This window comes from Smaragdicoccus niigatensis DSM 44881 = NBRC 103563, from assembly GCF_000380645.1.
Classification (GTDB): Bacteria; Actinomycetota; Actinomycetes; order Mycobacteriales; family Mycobacteriaceae; genus Smaragdicoccus; species Smaragdicoccus niigatensis.
Genome location: NZ_AQXZ01000018.1, coordinates 1 through 17,306 on the forward strand (window position 1 = coordinate 1; position 17,306 = coordinate 17,306).

The 17,306-nt window shown below is 64.7% G+C and carries 17 protein-coding genes and 1 rRNA gene; 17 read left to right on the top strand and 1 reads right to left on the bottom strand.

All coding sequences use genetic code 11. The annotated features are described in order from the left end of the window. The first annotated feature begins 153 nt into the window (after positions 1–153). The 17 genes from rrf to der all read left to right on the top strand — a co-directional run bounded on the left by rrf (position 154) and on the right by der (position 16,022). Positions 154–270, top strand: a 5S ribosomal RNA gene (rrf, locus tag F600_RS0116035). Between the two features lie 79 nt (positions 271–349). Then, entirely contained in the window at positions 350–1,231 is an 882-nt protein-coding gene (locus F600_RS0116040) for a hypothetical protein (protein WP_018161645.1), read from the top strand. Continuing rightward, complete coding sequence (locus tag F600_RS0116045; RefSeq protein WP_018161646.1) at positions 1,228–2,217, top strand: HAD-IIA family hydrolase; 990 nt, start codon at positions 1,228–1,230, stop codon at positions 2,215–2,217. The genes F600_RS0116040 and F600_RS0116045 overlap by 4 nt, the downstream gene beginning before the upstream one ends. Positions 2,218–2,232: 15 nt before the next feature. Beyond that, a complete protein-coding gene (locus F600_RS0116050; RefSeq protein ID WP_018161647.1) occupies positions 2,233–2,433 on the top strand; it encodes a hypothetical protein in 201 nt (66 codons plus the stop codon). Further along, entirely contained in the window at positions 2,433–3,248 is an 816-nt protein-coding gene (locus F600_RS0116055) for a TlyA family RNA methyltransferase (protein WP_018161648.1), read from the top strand. The genes F600_RS0116050 and F600_RS0116055 overlap by 1 nt, the downstream gene beginning before the upstream one ends. Continuing rightward, complete coding sequence (locus F600_RS0116060) at positions 3,245–4,135, top strand: NAD kinase (RefSeq protein WP_018161649.1); 891 nt, start codon at positions 3,245–3,247, stop codon at positions 4,133–4,135. Before F600_RS0116055 ends, F600_RS0116060 begins: the two co-directional genes overlap by 4 nt. A gap of 2 nt (positions 4,136–4,137) precedes the next feature. After that, complete coding sequence (gene recN, locus F600_RS0116065; RefSeq protein WP_018161650.1) at positions 4,138–5,844, top strand: DNA repair protein RecN; 1,707 nt, start codon at positions 4,138–4,140, stop codon at positions 5,842–5,844. A gap of 110 nt (positions 5,845–5,954) precedes the next feature. Further along, positions 5,955–7,139: a putative cytokinetic ring protein SteA gene (gene steA / locus F600_RS0116070; protein WP_018161651.1), complete on the top strand. Its 1,185-nt coding sequence runs from the start codon at positions 5,955–5,957 to the stop codon at positions 7,137–7,139. Between the two features lie 184 nt (positions 7,140–7,323). Then, complete coding sequence (locus F600_RS0116075; protein WP_018161652.1) at positions 7,324–9,042, top strand: CTP synthase; 1,719 nt, start codon at positions 7,324–7,326, stop codon at positions 9,040–9,042. After that, positions 9,039–9,680: an NUDIX domain-containing protein gene (locus F600_RS0116080; protein WP_018161653.1), complete on the top strand. Its 642-nt coding sequence runs from the start codon at positions 9,039–9,041 to the stop codon at positions 9,678–9,680. The genes F600_RS0116075 and F600_RS0116080 overlap by 4 nt, the downstream gene beginning before the upstream one ends. 2 nt (positions 9,681–9,682) lie before the next feature. Continuing rightward, positions 9,683–10,606 (top strand): site-specific tyrosine recombinase XerD, encoded by a 924-nt coding sequence (gene xerD / locus F600_RS0116085; protein WP_018161654.1) that lies wholly within the window; start codon positions 9,683–9,685, stop codon positions 10,604–10,606. Between the two features lie 171 nt (positions 10,607–10,777). Beyond that, a complete protein-coding gene (locus tag F600_RS0116090; protein WP_018161655.1) occupies positions 10,778–11,668 on the top strand; it encodes a ParA family protein in 891 nt (296 codons plus the stop codon). Beyond that, positions 11,665–12,441: a segregation and condensation protein A gene (locus tag F600_RS0116095; protein WP_018161656.1), complete on the top strand. Its 777-nt coding sequence runs from the start codon at positions 11,665–11,667 to the stop codon at positions 12,439–12,441. The genes F600_RS0116090 and F600_RS0116095 overlap by 4 nt, the downstream gene beginning before the upstream one ends. Continuing rightward, complete coding sequence (scpB, locus tag F600_RS0116100) at positions 12,438–13,019, top strand: SMC-Scp complex subunit ScpB (RefSeq protein ID WP_018161657.1); 582 nt, start codon at positions 12,438–12,440, stop codon at positions 13,017–13,019. Before F600_RS0116095 ends, scpB begins: the two co-directional genes overlap by 4 nt. A gap of 2 nt (positions 13,020–13,021) precedes the next feature. Further along, the gene (locus F600_RS0116105; protein WP_018161658.1) at positions 13,022–13,900 is read left to right on the top strand and encodes a pseudouridine synthase; all 879 of its coding nucleotides are present in this window, start codon (positions 13,022–13,024) and stop codon (positions 13,898–13,900) included. Positions 13,901–13,929: 29 nt separating this feature from the next. Beyond that, on the top strand, positions 13,930–14,613 hold the full coding sequence (cmk, locus tag F600_RS0116110) for a (d)CMP kinase (protein ID WP_040631901.1): 684 nt from the start codon (positions 13,930–13,932) through the stop codon (positions 14,611–14,613). Continuing rightward, positions 14,610–16,022, top strand: a complete 1,413-nt coding sequence (gene der, locus F600_RS0116115; protein ID WP_018161660.1) for a ribosome biogenesis GTPase Der — start codon at positions 14,610–14,612, stop codon at positions 16,020–16,022. The genes cmk and der overlap by 4 nt, the downstream gene beginning before the upstream one ends. On the opposite strand, the gene F600_RS0116120 is transcribed toward der, so the two are convergent. Next, positions 16,019–17,158, bottom strand: coding sequence for a lipase family protein (locus F600_RS0116120; protein ID WP_018161661.1), 1,140 nt, complete (start codon positions 17,156–17,158; stop codon positions 16,019–16,021). The two genes, der and F600_RS0116120, sit on opposite strands and share 4 nt — an antisense overlap. Positions 17,159–17,306 lie beyond the last annotated feature (148 nt).

Below are 17,306 nucleotides of genomic sequence, written 5' to 3' on the forward strand. Positions count from 1 at the left end.
CTTACCCCAAAAACACTACAAAGACTAAAACCTCAGGGTTGTCTGCTTTTGTAGAAAAGCCTGTAGCGAATTGATATTCACGTCCACTGTCCGGTATCTGAAACAACACACCACCCCGCTAAATATGTAGCGATGGTGATAGTTTCATAGAGTTACGGCGGCAATAGCGTGAGGGAAACGCCCGGTCCCATCCCGAACCCGGAAGCTAAGCCTCACTGCGCCGATGGTACTGCACTAGACATGGTGTGGGAGAGTAGGACACCGCCGGACACCCTTCACCAAAGAGGGACCCATAAACGGGTCCCTCTTTTGGCGTCCACTTGCAGTTTTGAGCCGTCGGAGGAAACAAATGCCCGAGGAAAGGCCTTCGCGCCGCGACAATTCGGGTTCCGCCGCACGTGCTGGCGGTGAGAAGCCCCGCCGTACGGGGCAGGGCGTCAAGCGGACGGACAACGCCGGCCGCGGCCGTTTCGACCGGCAGGGTGGTCCGCGCCCCGATCGGCGCAACGACACCCGCCCAGCGAATACTGGTGATTCTCGCCATCGAGTTGAACGTCCCGAAGAGCCGGAGTTGCCGGAAGACGTGAAGGCCGAGTCGCTCGACCCCATCATTCGGCGTGACCTGATGACGCTGGACCGCAACAACGCTGAACGCGTCGCGCGACACCTCGTCATGGCGGGCACGCTGGTTGACGAAGACCCGGTCCTGGCGCTTGAGCATGCTCGCGCTGCACAGCGTAGGGCTGGCCGCATCGGCGTCGTTCGCGAGGCTGCAGGCATCGCCGCGTACCACGCTGGTGAGTGGGCCGAAGCGCTGAGCGAACTCCGTGCTGCTCGCCGAATGGGCGCGGGTCGCGGACTTCTGGCCGTTCTTGCGGACTGCGAGCGTGGTCTCGGTCGTCCGGAGCGCGCGATCGAATTGTCGCGCAGTGATGAGGCACAGACTCTCACCGGCGAAGAGGCAGCTGAGCTGCGCATGGTCGCCGCTGGTGCCCGCATGGATCTCGGCCAGTTCGATCAGGCCGTGGTGTCGTTGCAGCACGCGGACCTGGACCCGGGCCGCTCCGGGTTGGCCGCTGCCCGCTATTTCTACGCATACGCGGACGCACTCGTCGCCGCCGGCCGGAAGGAAGACGCACTGAAGTGGTTCCTCAATGCGTCCGCAGCTGACACCGACGGCGACACCGACGCGGAAGATCGAGCCGCAGAACTTGGAGGAGACATCGAATGACGAGCGTTCGACTTCGGGACAATTTCGAGGTCTTGCTCTTCGATCTCGACGGCACTCTCTACGTGGGTCATGAACCCATCGCGTCTGCGGTCGCTGCCGTCGGCGATGGCGACCAGCGCCAGTTGTACGTCACCAACAATGCGAGCCGTTCGGCTTCGGACGTCGCAGCGACGCTGCGCGGAATGGGCTACGCAGCCGGCGACGATGACGTGGTCACTAGCGCGCAGGCTGCTGCGCGAATTCTGGCGTCCAAGCTCGAGCCAGGTAGCAAGGTTCTCGTGGTCGGCACCGAGTCGTTCGTCGATTGCATCACCGAGGTCGGTCTGACGCCGATTCGCACGAGCGAAGGCGCGGTTGCGGTCGCTCAGGGGCACAACCCCGAGACGGCTTGGCCGATCCTGGCGGAGGCGACCTACGCGATCCGCGGTGGGGCATTCTGGGTTGCGTCGAATACCGATGCGACGCTTCCACTTCCGCGGGGATTGGCACCCGGCAACGGTTCGATGGTTGCCGCGCTGAAGACCTCGACGGGTGAGACTCCGGTCGTTGCGGGGAAGCCGTACGCGCCGCTGATCGAGGATGCCCTGTCCCGTCACGGCGGTAACCGGGAAGCTCTCGTGATCGGCGATCGTCTCGACACGGACATTGCCGGCGGACATTCGACCAACCTGCCGTCGCTGCTCGTGCTGACGGGAGTAGCGACTGCGGAGTCGCTGTTCCGCGCGGTGCCGGCGGAGCGTCCGACGTACGTGGGTCTGTCGATGGCGGTTCTGAACGAAGACCCGTCACGCAGTCGTATCGAGCCGAAGGACGGAGTGTCCATCGCGGTCGTGGATGGCGAGCTCGTGGTGTCGGTGGACGCGACCGTCGATGCCCAGTGCGCTCTCGCTGCGGCGGCGTTCCATGCGTGGGTTGTGCCGGACTTCGGCGCAATCCGCGGCGCGGATGCGTACTCGTCTTCGATCGTGGCTCAGTGGCCTTTGTGAGTTAGCGTTGAGGCGATGAGCACTCCACCGCGCCCCGGCAGTCACCTGGCTGTTCCGCACGATGGTCCCGAGAGGCTACGAGCGGAGATCGAGCCACTACTGGATGTTCTCGTCACCCCGTCCAGCGATGTCGCCGGTATCGAGCGACAAGCGGACGTTGCGGAGCAGGCGCACCGGATTCTCAGTGACCGACTGGCCGCCGACGAGGTGCGTTGATGGTTCGCCGTGCTCGCCTCGACGCTGAGTTGGTTCGACGTGGTTTGGCGCGGTCGCGCGAACAAGCCGTTGAGTACATCAAAGAGGGTCGCGTACTCGTGAGCGGTTCGGTGGCAAGTAAGCCTGCCACCGCCATCGAGGCGAACACTCCGGTGCTGCTTCGTGAGGTATCCGATGAGCCGGACTGGGCTTCGCGGGGCGCACACAAGTTGCTGGGCGCGCTCGAGGCGTTTGCCCCGGAGCTGAGCGTTGACGGTCGGCGATGTCTTGATGCCGGAGCATCGACCGGCGGATTCACCGATGTGCTGCTCACTAAGGGTGCGCGGGAAGTCGTCGCAGTCGACGTCGGATATGGCCAATTAATCTGGCGACTCCAAAACGATGATCGGGTCCACGTGCACGACCGCACCAATGTCCGGACCCTGACTCCGGACGTCATCGGCGGCCCGGTCGAGTTGGTGGTGGCCGATCTGTCGTTCATTTCCCTTGGGCTGGTCTTGCCGGCTCTCGCGTCGTGCGTCGAGCCGGGCGGAGAGTTGGTGCCCATGGTGAAGCCGCAGTTCGAGGTCGGCAAGGAACGCGTCGGCGCCGGCGGCGTGGTTCGTGACCCGGCGCTTCGCGCGGAGGCCGTGCAAGGTGTCTGCCGCCAGGCGGCACAGCTTGGACTGCGGACTCGTGGTGTCGTGGCGAGTCCGTTGCCAGGTCCGTCGGGAAATGTTGAATACTTCGTCTGGTTGAAGGCTGACGGCCAGTCGGCGGATGCCGACGAGGTTTCGGCGATGATCGAGCGTGCCGTGAAGGAGGGTCCTCAGTGACCGATCGCGAGATTCTCCTCGTCGTTCACCCGGGACGGTCGGAGACTCCCGCCGCGGCGCATCGAATCGCGGAGGTATTCCGGGAAGCCGGGGTCGCTCTGCGTCTCCTGCGCGCGGAGCAGCCGAGCACCGGCATCACCGACGCCCGCGTCGTTGACGAGGAGTCGAATTCGGCGCACGGGTGCGAGATCGTTCTTGCGCTCGGCGGGGACGGTACTGTCCTTCGGGCCGCGGCATTGGCCCACACCGCGGCGATCCCAGTTCTGGGCATCAATCTCGGCCGGATCGGGTTTCTGACCGAGGCGGAGGCCGAGCATCTCGACGCCGCTCTTCGGCAGGTCGTCGAGCGGGACTACCGCATCGAGAACCGTATGACCCTCGACGTCTCCATCAGCCTCGACGACGAATTGATCGGCCGTGGCTGGGCACTCAACGAGGCAAGCATCGAAAACGAATCCCGCCTTGGCGTCCTGGAAGTCGTCATGGAGGTCGACGGTCGGCCGGTCTCGTCGTTCGGTTGCGACGGTGTGCTGATCTCGACTCCCACGGGTTCGACCGCGTACGCCTTCTCAGCCGGCGGCCCGGTCGTGTGGCCGGAACTCGACGCATTGCTGGTCGTACCCAGCAATGCACACGCCCTGTTCGCGCGCCCGATGGTCACGCGGCCGGAATCGGTCATCGCCGTGGAGACGGTTGCCTCTGGGCATGACGCGCTGGTGTTCCTCGATGGACGGCGCACTCTCGCACTCCCGCGTGGGGGTCGGGTGGAGGCTGTGCGAGGGGCATCTCCCATACGTTGGATCCGGCTCGACTCGGCACCTTTTGCCGACCGGATGGTGACCAAGTTCGATCTGCCCGTCACCGGTTGGCGGGGAAGGAAGCCTTAACCGTGCTCGGCGAAATTCGGATCGATTGCCTCGGGGCAATCTCGTCCGCAACTGTTCACTTCTCACCCGGACTCACCGTTCTGACCGGCGAGACCGGAGCTGGTAAGACCATGGTCGTCACCAGCCTCCATCTCCTGTCTGGTGCGCGTGCTGACGCCGGACGTGTACGGGTAGGGGCCCAACGAGCCGTCGTCGAGGGTCGCTTCACCACCGACGGAATAACTGAGTCCGCAGAGGCGTCCGTGGTCGAGATGTTGGCGGCGTGTGGTGCCGAGCGAGACGAGGACGGCTCGGTGATCGCTGCCCGGACGGTCAACAGCGACGGGCGGTCTCGCGCTCATCTGGGCGGGCGTTCCGTACCGGCGAGCGTGCTGTCCGAATTCACGTCCGCGGTTCTGACCGTGCACGGTCAGAACGATCAGCTGCGGCTGCAACGCCCGGAGCAGCAACGGCGTGCGCTTGACGAATTCGCCGGCGACTCCGTGCTGGCAACCGTGAAGTCCTACCGCTCCCAGCGCGCTGCGTGGCTGTCCGCCCGCACCGAGTTGTCGGAGCGGACGCAGCGATCCCGGGAATTAGCGCAAGAGGCCGATCGGCTCGAGCATGCGCTCAAGGAGATCGACACGATCGCGCCGACTCCCGGCGAAGACGATTCCTTGATGGCCGATATTCGACGACTGTCGGATCTCGACGTCCTTCGGGAATCCGCAGAGACGGCGCATCTCGCGCTCGTCGGTGACACGCACGGTGGGGCAGAGGGTGCGTTGGACCTGCTCGGCACTGTTCGGGGTCGGCTGCAGAGCAGCACAGACACAATGCTCTCCGAGCTTGCACCCCGTCTGGACGAGGCGGTTGCGGTTGCCGCAGATATCGCGGCAGAGCTCAGCGACTATCTCAGCGCCCTGCCGTCCGATCCGGGTGCACTCGACTCGATGCTGACCCGCCAGTCCGAACTCAAGCTGTTGACGCGCAAGTACGCCGCGGACATCGACGGTGTTCTCGCCTGGGCGGACGAGGCTCGCAAGCGGCTGGCGAATATCGATACCTCGGCTGAGGCGATCTCTTCACTGACCAAGCAGGTTCAGGAATCCGAGGTGCAACTCCAGAAAACGGCGGCCAAGCTGACCAAGGCGCGGCAAAAGGCCGCAAAAGAGTTGTCCGAACTCGTCACGACCGAGCTCGCGGGCCTCGCAATGGGCAAGTCGAAGTTCGATGTCGACGTCCGCGCATTAGCGGAATTCGGGGCCGAGGGTGCCGACGAGGTGGAATTCCGTCTGGCCGGCGCTGGCGGTCGACCGTTGCCGATCGCCAAGAGCGCGTCGGGTGGTGAATTGTCGCGCGTGATGTTGGCGTTGGAAGTCGTTCTGGCACGTTCCTCGCACGGGACCACGATGGTGTTCGACGAGGTCGATGCCGGTGTCGGCGGTCGGGCTGCGGTCGAGATCGGGAAACGACTCGCACGGCTCGCGCGAACCCATCAGGTCATCGTCGTCACGCACCTCCCGCAGGTGGCGGCCTTTGCCGACACGCACATCGTCGTGGACAAGAACGACGACGGTCCCGGAGTTGCGGACAGCGGAGTTCACCGGCTCTCCGACAGCGAGCGGGTCGTCGAATTGGCGCGGATGTTGGCGGGTCTGGGAGACACGGAAACGGGTCGCGCACACGCCGAGGAATTGCTTGCGGCGGCCGCCGCCGTACGTTCCTGAGCGCGCCTCTGCATTTCTCCCACTCACCTTGTGGGTGCAAAAGAATGGGTTGCACGAAATTTCCGGCGCGCCTCCACCTTTCCTTGAGATTGAGGGTTGATTCTTAATCCATGAAGATGCTGGCGTTGCTCTCCCGTAACTCTGACACGCTGCCCGGTATCAGCGGAATCGCTCGGGTGGACCGCAACACGGCTCGCTTGCTTCGGCGGGTAAGCCCTGGCGACGTGGTCTTTCTCGACGAGCTTGATCTGGACAGAATCACTGCTGATGCCCTAGTCGAGGCAGGCGCGGCCGTTGTGGTCAACGCCTCGGCTTCGATCTCAGGCCGTTACCCGAACCTCGGACCCGAGGTTCTCGTCGCGAACGGCGTCATCCTCGTCGATGCCGACGAGGCGATCTTCAAGAAGGTCAAGGAAGGCGCAAAGGTTCGCGTTGACGACGGCGATATCTTCGTCGGCGAGAAACTTCTTGTCAGCGGTAAAGAGCTAACGGAATTCACGGTCTCCGACCGGATGATCGAGGCGCGAAATGGAATCGCGGATCACCTCGAAGCATTCGCCGGCAACACCATTGAGTTCATTCGTACCGAGAGCGCGCTGCTGATCGATGGCGTCGGTGTCCCGAACATCGCGCTCGATCTTCGCGACCGTCACATCGTCATCGTGTCGGACGGCCCGGACCACCTCTCGGACCTCAAGAGCATTCGTCCGTTCATCAAGGAGTACGCACCGGTGCTCGTCGGTGTCGGCGCGGGTGCCGACGCACTGTCGAAGGCCGGCTACAAGCCCGACCTCATCGTCGGTGACCCGGATTTGATGTCGAACCAGACGCTGAAGTCGGGCGCCGAAGTCATCCTCCCGGCTGACCAGGATGGCCACGCAAAGGGCCTCGAGCGCATCCAGGACCTCGGCATCGGTGCGGTGACGTTCCCGGCGCTGGGCAGCCCGACCGACCTCGCCCTGCTGGTCGCGAACCACCACGGTGCGTCGCTGATCGTCACCGTAGGCGCTCCGGCGTCGCTCGATGAGTTCTTCGACCGCGACCGTCGCGACAGCAACCCGTCGGCATTCCTGACCCGCATGAAGATGGGCAGCAAGCTCGTCGACGCGAAAGCCATCGCCACGCTGTACCGCAGCCGTGTCTCCGGCGGTGCGGTGGCACTGCTCATCCTGGCCGCGCTCGTGGCCGTCGTGGTGGCGGTCCTGGTGTCGAACGCCGGCGCCGAGATCCTCACCTGGGCTATTGCGCTGTGGAACAAGATCGCGCTGTGGGTCCAGGGCATGATGAACCGATAGCGAAAGCATCAGCGTAAGAAGCCCTCCGAGCGAAGCAATGCTCGGAGGGCTTCTTCGTGTGACTTGCGGTTCTTGTCAGAGGTTCGTGGCAAGCTTGCCCGGATTCGTTCTCCACCGGGGGGTCAGTGTTACGCTGAAGTCCCGTGGGATCGCGGCCATTCCGGCCTGCTTCGAGACACGGGGAGTGCATTTGCAGAAACACTCGCGGCTTCATTCGCGGACAGTCACCAAGCACATTTTCGTCAGTGGTGGTGTCGCGTCGTCGTTGGGCAAAGGTCTTACTGCGTCGAGCCTCGGAACGCTTCTGACCGCACGTGGGTTGCGGGTCACGATGCAGAAGCTCGACCCGTACCTGAACGTGGACCCGGGCACGATGAACCCGTTCCAGCACGGCGAAGTGTTCGTCACCGAAGACGGTGCGGAGACCGACCTCGATGTCGGCCATTACGAGCGCTTCCTCGACGTGGACCTGTCACGCTCGGCGAATGTGACTACCGGACAGGTGTATTCGACGGTCATCGCGCGCGAGCGCCGCGGTGAGTACCTCGGTGACACGGTGCAGGTCATTCCGCACATCACCGACGAGATCAAGCGCCGCATCACGGACATGGCACTCCCGGACGAGGATGGCGAGACGCCGGACGTCGTCATCACCGAGATCGGTGGCACCGTCGGTGACATCGAGTCGCAGCCGTTCCTCGAGGCCGCACGCCAGGTTCGTCACGATGTCGGTCGGGAGAACGTGTTCTTCCTGCACGTTTCGCTCGTGCCGTACCTCGCGCCATCTGGCGAGCTGAAGACCAAGCCGACGCAGCACTCGGTGGCTGCCCTGCGCAGCATCGGTATCCAGCCCGACGCGCTCATCCTGCGCAGCGACCGTGAGGTTCCCGAGGGTCTCAAGCAGAAGATCGCGCTGATGTGCGACGTTGACGTCGAGGGCTGCATTTCGACGCCGGACGCGCCGTCGATCTACGACATCCCGAAGGTGCTCCACCGTGAGGGGCTGGACGCGAACGTCGTGCGCAAGCTCGGACTTCCGTTCCGCGATGTCGACTGGAGTGTCTGGGGTGACCTGCTCCGCCGAGTCCACGAGTCGCGCGAAGAGGTCGAGATCGCCATCGTCGGCAAGTACATCGACCTGCCGGACGCGTATCTCTCGGTCACCGAAGCGCTGCGTGCGGGTGGATTCGCGCATTGGGCGAAGGTCAAGATCCGCTGGGTGCCGTCCGATGAGTGTGCGACGTTGGCCGGCGCATCGGCTGCGCTCGAGGACGTCGACGGCATCCTGATCCCGGGCGGCTTCGGTATCCGCGGCATCGAGGGCAAGATCGGCACGGTCGCGTACGCCCGCAAGCGCGGTATCCCGCTGCTGGGACTGTGCCTCGGTCTGCAGTGCGTCGTCATCGAAGCGGCTCGTTCGGTGGGCCTCGAGGACGCCAACTCGGCCGAGTTCGAAACTGACACCAAGCACCCGGTCATCTCGACGATGGCGGACCAGGAAGCGATCGTCGCCGGCGAGGCTGACCTCGGTGGGACGATGCGCCTCGGCGCGTACCCCGCCGTTCTGACGAAGGGTTCGCTGGTCGCGCAGGCTTATGGTGCGGAGAAGGTTTCCGAGCGGCACCGTCACCGCTACGAAGTCAACAACGCCTACCGCAAGAAGATCGCCGAGAGTGGTCTTCAGTTCAGCGGTACCTCGCCCGATGGTCATCTCGTCGAGTTCGTCGAGTATCCGGCCGATGTGCACCCGTTCATGGTGGCCACGCAGGCGCACCCGGAGCTCAAGAGCCGGCCGACGCGTCCGCATCCGCTGTTCAGTGCGTTCATCAACGCAGCACTGAAGTACAAGGCGGCCGAACGGCTTCCCGTGGACCTGCCGGAACACGAAGCGGCCGACGCATGACCGAACCGACGAACGAGCGGCACATCTTCGAGGTCGTGGCGTCGCGAACTGCCTACGAGAGCCCCATCATCGCGGTCCGCGAAGACGATGTGGTGATGCCGGGCGGCGATGTCGCGACGCGCTCGATCGTCGAGCATTACGGGGCCGTGGCCGTCGTCGCCGTCGATATGGACGGCAATGTGGTGTTGGTGGACCAGTACCGGCAACCGGTCGGTCGTCGCCTCCTGGAGCTGCCGGCGGGCATCCTCGACAAGTGGGGAGAGGACCCGCTGGAAGCGGCGAAGCGCGAGCTCGCCGAAGAAACCGGCCTCGCGGCGAAGACCTGGTTCCTCCTGACGGATTTGGTGCTGTCACCGGGGTTCTCGGACGAGACCATCCGGATCTACTTCGCGACCGGTCTGTCCGAGGTGAGCCGACCAGAGCCCGAACACGAAGAAGCGGACATGGTCGTGCTGAAGATGCCGCTGAACCTGGCGGTGTCGGCGGTGTTGTCAGGTCTCATCGAGAACTCGGTCGCCGCGGCAGGAATTCTCGCGGCCGCCGCATCGCGCGATGGCTACGGAGCGGCGAGGTCGGCGGGTGCGCCGTGGCCCGGTCGATCGCTCGCGTTCGCCAAGCGCAAGGCGGGCAAGGACTAACGGTGCTCGGTGACCAGATACGCGCGTACCTCGACTACCTGAGCCTCGAGCGAGGGGCCGCCCGCAACACGGTGTCGTCGTATCGTCGCGATCTGGATCGGTACCAGGAGTTCCTAGAAGGGCGAGGAATCCCATCACTGGACGCGGTGAAGGAAGCCGACATCAGCGACTTCCTCATCGCGCTCCGGCAGGGCAATCCCGAGCTCGAGCGGTCCGCGTTGAGTGCGAGTTCGGCGGCGCGCACTGTGGTTGCGGTCCGTGGACTGCACAAATTCGCGGCGGCGGAGGGCTACACGCACACTAACGTCGCGCACGCAGTGAAGCCTCCCACCCCCTCGCGTCGACTGCCGAAGTCGTTGCCGCTCAACGACGTCGAACAGCTCCTCGACGCCGCTGGGGGGAGCGGTCCGGCGGACGGTCCGCGGTCGCTGCGAGATCGGGCGCTTCTGGAACTTCTGTATTCGACCGGCGCACGCATCTCCGAAGCGGTCGGGCTCGACGTCGACGACATCGATATTCAGGATCGATCGGTGCTGCTTCGCGGTAAGGGCGGTAAGCACCGGTTGGTGCCGGTTGGTCGTCCCGCGCTCTCGGCGCTCGATGCCTATCTGGTGCGCGGTCGACCAGACCTGGTGAATCGCTCCAATCCGGCGATGTTCCTCAATGTTCGAGGCGGTCGTCTGTCTCGCCAGAGTGCCTGGCAGGTGCTGCAGTTGGCCGCCGAGCGCGCCGGAATCACGTCGAACGTCTCGCCGCACACGTTGCGGCACTCATTCGCCACGCACCTGCTCGACGGAGGTGCCGATGTGCGCGTCGTGCAGGAACTGCTCGGCCATGCCTCGGTCACGACAACGCAGATCTACACGATGGTGACGATCAGTTCTCTACGCGAAATCTGGGCTGGCGCGCACCCTCGCGCGCGGTAGTTGCCGGGCTAACCCTCAAGCAGAGGTTTAGGCCTCTGATCTGCGGTTATGGTGTGTCGCGCCACGTTGTTTGAATAACGACGAAGTAACGTCTAGTCGAACCTTCAGGTCCACCTGGCCGGGCTCACAGACGAGGGGAGTCGCACCGTGTTTTCAGCGAACCAAGGCGGAATGCTGCTTGACGATGCTCCCGGTGAGCCGCTCGGTCCGACCGGTCGCCCGATTCGGGAGATTCCTGAACCACGCCCGGTTGACCACCACGGACCGGCCAAGATCATCGCGATGTGCAACCAGAAGGGCGGCGTCGGAAAGACGACGTCGACCATCAATCTCGGTGCCGCGCTCGCGGGCTACGGCCGCCGTGTCCTGCTCGTCGATCTGGACCCGCAGGGTGCGCTGTCCGCGGGCCTCGGAGTCGCACACCACGAGTTGAACCTGACTGTGCACAACCTCCTCGTCGAGTCGGCGGTGTCGGTCGAGAACGTGCGCATGCAGACCAAGGTCGAGAACCTGGACCTGCTGCCGAGCAATATCGACCTGTCCGCCGCCGAAATCCAACTCGTCAACGAGGTCGGTCGGGAGCAGACACTGGCCCGCGCGCTGTCCCCGGTTCTCGGCGAGTACGACTACATCCTCATCGACTGCCAGCCGTCGCTCGGGCTGCTGACGGTGAACGCGTTGGCCTGCGCGGACACGGTGGTCATCCCGATGGAATGCGAATACTTCAGCCTTCGCGGTCTTGCCCTGCTGAACGACACCATCAACAAGGTCCAGAGTCGGCTCAACCCGAAGCTCACTCTCGGCGGCATTCTCGTCACCATGTTCGACTCCCGGACGCTGCACGCTCGCGAGGTCATGACCCGCGTCGTCGAGGTGTTCACCGACAAGGTCTTCGACACGGTGATCGGACGAACAGTGCGCTTCCCGGAGACGAGCGTGGCCGGCGAGCCGATCATCACATGGGCGCCGAGCCACCCGGGTGCGATCGCATACCTCCAGCTGGCGCGTGAAGTGATCGAGCGTACGGCCGTCCGCGGACAGGTCCTCGCCGGCGCGAGGTGACCGAACCCGCAGTCGATTCAGCGCAGCCCAGCGGCGGATTTCACGTTCGGCTGCAGAATTTCGAGGGACCGTTCGATCTGCTGCTGGCGCTCATCAGCCAGCACCGCATGGACGTCACCGAAGTGGCGCTTCATCGGGTGACTGACGACTTCATCGCGCATATGAAGTCGGCGGGGAAGGACCTCTCGCTCGAGCAGGCGACGCACTTTCTTCTCGTCGCCGCCACGCTTCTCGACCTCAAGGCCGTGCGGTTGTTGCCGTCGGCCGAGGTGACGGATCCGGAAGACCTGGAGCTGCTCGAGGCGCGAGACCTGCTCTTCGCGCGCCTGCTGCAGTACCGGGCATTCAAGCTTGTCGCCGGGATCATGCGCGAACTCGAAGCCGCGGCCATGCACAGATACCCGTGTTCGGTGGGCCTCGAGGAGCGCTATCTCAACCTCATGCCGGAGGTGAGGCTCGGCGTCACGCCACAGGAATTCGCCGAAATAGCCGCTGCCGCGATGCGTCCGCGTCCGGTTCCACGAGTCGACATCGGGCACCTCCATCACCCCAAGGTTTCGGTCCGTGCGCACGCTCGGCGAATCATGGAGATGCTGCAGCAACAGCAGCGCGCAAGTTTCGCGGAGCTCGTCCGGGATTGTGAAACGCAACTCGACGTCGTCGCGAGCTTCATGGGTCTGCTCAATCTCTTTCGTGACAAGCTTGTCGAGTTCGAACAACCGGAACCGCTCGAGGAGCTCGTCGTTTTGCTGTCACCTGAAGGCGCTGCATGAGCGAGGTTGCAGAGGGACTTTCCGGGCGCGAACTGCGGTCCGCGCTCGAGGCGATGCTGCTGGTCGTCGACAGTCCGGTGCCAGCCGAACAGCTCGCGACGGCGGTCGAATCGCCGACGGCTTTGGTCGAGGCCGCGCTCGCCGAAATCGCAGCTGACCTCGACCGTATCGACAGTGGTGTCGAACTCCGGCACGTAGGTGATGGATGGCGTTATCTCACTCGTGCGACGTACGCGCCGTACGTGGAGCGCATGCTTCAGGACGCCAGTCGGGCCAAGCTCACCCGAGCGGCTTTGGAAACTCTCGCGGTTGTGGCGTATCGTCAGCCAGTTACCCGTGCACGTGTGAGCGCAGTTCGCGGCGTGAATGTCGACGGCGTCATGCGCACGTTGCTCGCACGCGGCCTGATCTCGGAGGCTGGTACCGACACTCAAACCCATGCGACGACGTACGGGACGACGGAGTTGTTCCTCGAACGTCTGGGGCTGGCGTCGTTGTCGGAGTTGCCGCCGATCGCACCGCTACTTCCCGGTACGGACGCGATCGACGAACTGAATGAAAGTTTGGACAGGAAATAGCTGTGAAGAAACCGCATCGCGGACAAGGACAGGGTCGACCGACCCGCGCTGGGCAACAGCCGAAGCGCCCGCTTCCGCGACTGAGCAACGCGAAGCCGGCTGCGGTCCAGAGCGGACCGACCGCTGAGCCGAAGAAGCTCGAACCTGGCGAAGGCATTCGCCTCCAGAAGGTGCTCGCCCAGGCAGGCGTCGCATCGCGGCGCGTTGCCGAGGACATGATCGCCGAAGGACGCGTCGAGGTCGACGGACTGATCGTCAGGGAGCAGGGCCTGCGGGTGAACCCGAAGACGGCGATTGTTCGCGTCGACGGAACCCGGATCGTCGTTGCCGAGGACCTCGTCCACCTCGCGCTCAACAAGCCGCGCGGTGTGCACTCCACGATGAGCGACGAATTCGGTCGTCCGTGCGTCGGTGACATCGTGGCCGAGCGGGTGGCCGCGGGTCAGCGCCTGTTCCATGTCGGACGGCTCGACGCTGACACCGAAGGCCTGCTGTTGGTCACGAACGACGGCGATTTGGCGCACCGTCTGATGCACCCGTCGTACGAGATTGCGAAGACGTACATGGCGACGATCGACGGCGAGATCTCGCGCGCTGCGATCAAGGAACTCAAGCAGGGCGTCGAGCTCGAGGACGGGCCGGCCAAGGCTGACCGCGTCACGGTCGTCGATCTCGGCGAGGGCAAGTCGCTCGTGCGCGTCATCCTGCACGAAGGGCGGAATCACATCGTGCGCCGGATGTTCGAGGCGGTCGGCTACCCGGTCACGCGTCTCGTTCGCACGCAGATCGGGCCGGTAGCGCTGGGAGACCAACGGCCGGGCTCGTTGCGCGCCCTCAACCGTCCGGAAGTTGGGAAACTGTACGAAGCGGTCGGGCTGTGACCGGCGTTGGTGACGTGAGCGGGGGAACGATGGACAAACTCGTGGTCGCAATGGATGGCCCGTCGGGCACCGGTAAGTCGAGCGTTTCGCGCTTGCTCGCGGCTCGGCTGTCGGCCGCCTATCTCGACACGGGTGCGATGTATCGCGTCGCGACTCTCGCCGCCCTGCGTGCGGGCGCCGATCTGGACGACCCGGATTCGATCAACGCGGCGGTCGCGGGAGTGCACCTCGGCATCGGCACCAACCCGTCGCAGGAGATGATCACCCTCGGTGGCGAGGATGTTCGCGACGAGATCCGCGGTAACGCAGTGACCAAGGCCGTTTCGGCTGTCTCGGCAGTGCCCGAGGTGCGCGCTCGGCTCGTCGACCGCCAGCGGTCGATCGCCGCCGAGCACGACCGGATCGTCGTCGAGGGACGCGACATCGGAACGGTCGTCCTCACCGACGCTGACGTGAAGATCTACCTCACGGCGACGGCGGAAGCGCGTGCGCTGCGCCGGAACCAGCAGAACATCGCCGAGGGCCGCGGCGATGACTTCGACGCCGTCCTTGCGGACGTGCAGCGTCGTGATGGCCTCGACTCGTCGCGGAAGGCATCGCCACTGCGGCAGGCCGACGATGCGATCGCAGTCGACAGCAGTGTCCTCGGGCGCGACGAAGTCGTCGAGGAGCTCTACCGGGTTGTATGTGAACGGACAGGAATCAAGGCGTGACCGAGGAAAATCTCGACGGCGACGGAACGTGGGCCGACGAGTCCGAGTGGGAGGTGGGCGAAGGGGAGGAGCTTCTCGACGACGAGACTTCGCACGTTCGCACGCCGGTTCTCGCGGTGGTCGGCCGTCCGAATGTCGGTAAGTCGACGCTCGTCAACCGCATCATCGGCCGGCGTGAGGCGGTGGTCGAAGACATCCCCGGAGTGACCCGCGACCGCGTCACCTACGACGCCGAGTGGTCGGGCCGTCGCTTCCAGGTGCAGGACACCGGAGGGTGGGAGCCCGACGCCAAGGGGCTGCAGCAGTCCATTGCGCGCCAGGCAGAGCACGCCATGCGAACCGCCGATGCGATTCTGCTGGTCGTCGACGCGGTTGTCGGCGTGACGGCGACCGATGAGGCAGCGGTGAAGATTCTTCGTCGGTCGAAGACGCCGGTTCTGCTGGTGGCCAACAAGGTCGACGACGCGCGGACCGAGATGGAAGTCGGCGCGCTGTGGTCGCTCGGCCTCGGCGAACCGCTTCCGGTCAGTGCGACCCACGGACGCGGTACCGGCGACTTGCTCGACAAGATCCTCGCGACGCTGCCCGAAACGCCCCGCGGTGACGTCATGAGCGGCGGTCCGCGACGCGTGGCTCTCGTCGGGAAGCCGAACGTCGGAAAGTCGAGCCTGCTCAACAAGCTGGCCGGCGACGAGCGCTCTGTTGTGCACGATGTCGCAGGTACCACGGTTGACCCGGTCGACTCGCTCGTCGAGTTGGGTGGGAAGGTGTGGCGCTTCGTCGACACCGCCGGCCTGCGCAAGCGGGTGGCGCAGGCGAGCGGCACCGAGTTCTACGCGTCGCTGCGAACGAAGTCAGCGATCGAGACCGCCGAGCTGGCGATCCTGCTCATCGACGCCTCGATCCCGATGACTGAGCAGGACCAGCGCGTTCTCACCATGGTCGCTGATGCGGGCCGCGCGCTCGTGCTCGCGTTCAACAAGTGGGACCTCGTCGACGAGGACCGCCGATACGAGCTGGGCCGAGAGATCGACCGCGAACTCGAGCGGGTGCCGTGGGCGGCGCGCGTGAACATCTCGGCCAAGACCGGACGTTCCGTTCAGAAGCTCGTGCCGGCGATGGAGACGTCGCTGCAGTCGTGGGACAAACGAATTCCGACGGGCCGCTTGAACCAGTGGCTCAAGGAAATTGTCATGGCGACGCCGCCGCCGATCCGCGGTGGAAAGCTGCCACGCGTGCTGTTCGCGACGCAGGCGGGGATCCGGCCGCCGACGTTCGTGCTGTTCACGACGGGGTTCCTCGAGGCCGGCTACCGCCGATTCCTCGAGCGGAAGCTGCGCGAAGACTTCGGATTCGACGGCAGCCCGATCCGTATCTCGGTTCGGGTCCGCGAGAAGCGCTCGCGCTAGTCGTTGTTCTCGAAGAGTTGGCGCGTGAAGTTCACGGTGTCCGGCTCGGAGGCGAAGACTGAGTCGACGTGACCGGTGGGGTACGCCTTGTCGGTCACGTTCGCGCCGCCGGCCCGCAGGTCGGAGATGAGCTTGTCGGTCGCGGTCGTCGGGATGAGTTCATCGCCCAGCGCGTGCGCCAGCATGATCGGCCGGTGGTAGCCGGACGTCGGGATCTCCAGCGTCTTCTCCAAGGCGGCCGCGAGCGGAGTGCCGGCGAGCGGCTTCGCGATCAGATCGTTGACGCTGAACCGGGTGAGTTCATCCATTCGTGCGCCGTTGCAGGCAATTTCGAGGGCATCGAGCACCTGGACGCCAAGCGGCGTCATGTAGGAGTTGACGTTCAGATCCGGCCGTGCGGCGCGCAGTCCGGTGAGGACAAAGCCGAGGCGTCGCATGAGGCCTTCGTGAGACTGCGGGGGAGTCAGAGTCGCAGTGATCGGTAGCAGTTGATCGAAGTTCGACGGCGGGACGATGGCAACGGCGCCGCGGAAATCCAACTCCGGGGCATACGAGGCAGCCAGGTTGGCGACGAAGAGGGTCGCGTGGCCGCCCTGGGATTCACCGATCGCCGCGAATCGGTTCGACAAGTTCACATCGACCTTGCGGGCGGCGCGCACCGCATCGAGGACGCTCGACGCTTCGGACGGACCGTCGAGGTAAGGATGTATGCCGGGGGTTCCGAGGCCGACGTAGTCGGTGAGGACGACGGCAAATCCGAGCGCGAGCCATTGGTCGACTTGGCTGGAGACGAAGTCGTCCAGGCCGGTGCGGCTCGGTGCACAGTCGTCGCCGATGCCAGTCGTTCCATGCGCGCGGGCGACGATAGGCCACCCGCCGCGCGGGGGCTGGCCAGCGGGCACGAAAAGCGCACTCGAGCTGAGCATCGGGCCATCGGGGCCGGTCGACCAATACGAAATTCGAGCGGTGACGGTGCTGCCGACGATGCGACCGAGTGGAAGTCCGGTGATCTCGGTGACCGTGCCCGGAGCGTGCGGATCCATTTGCTGTGCCGAGGCGTGCGTGGTGAGAGCAACCGCCGTGACCGAGAGCAATGCGCCAAGCTTCACCTTCGAAGAGATGGCAGCGTTGGTCACGAGGTTAAAGCCTAACGGAAAACGGATAATCCACTGTTTCGTCGGCATCGCATACCCGTCTCGGTTTGGGACCCGACACTCGCAGTCGGGGGATTGGCACATCCGCCCGGGGGTGCGGTAGATTCGTCACGCATCCCGCGCGGATGCG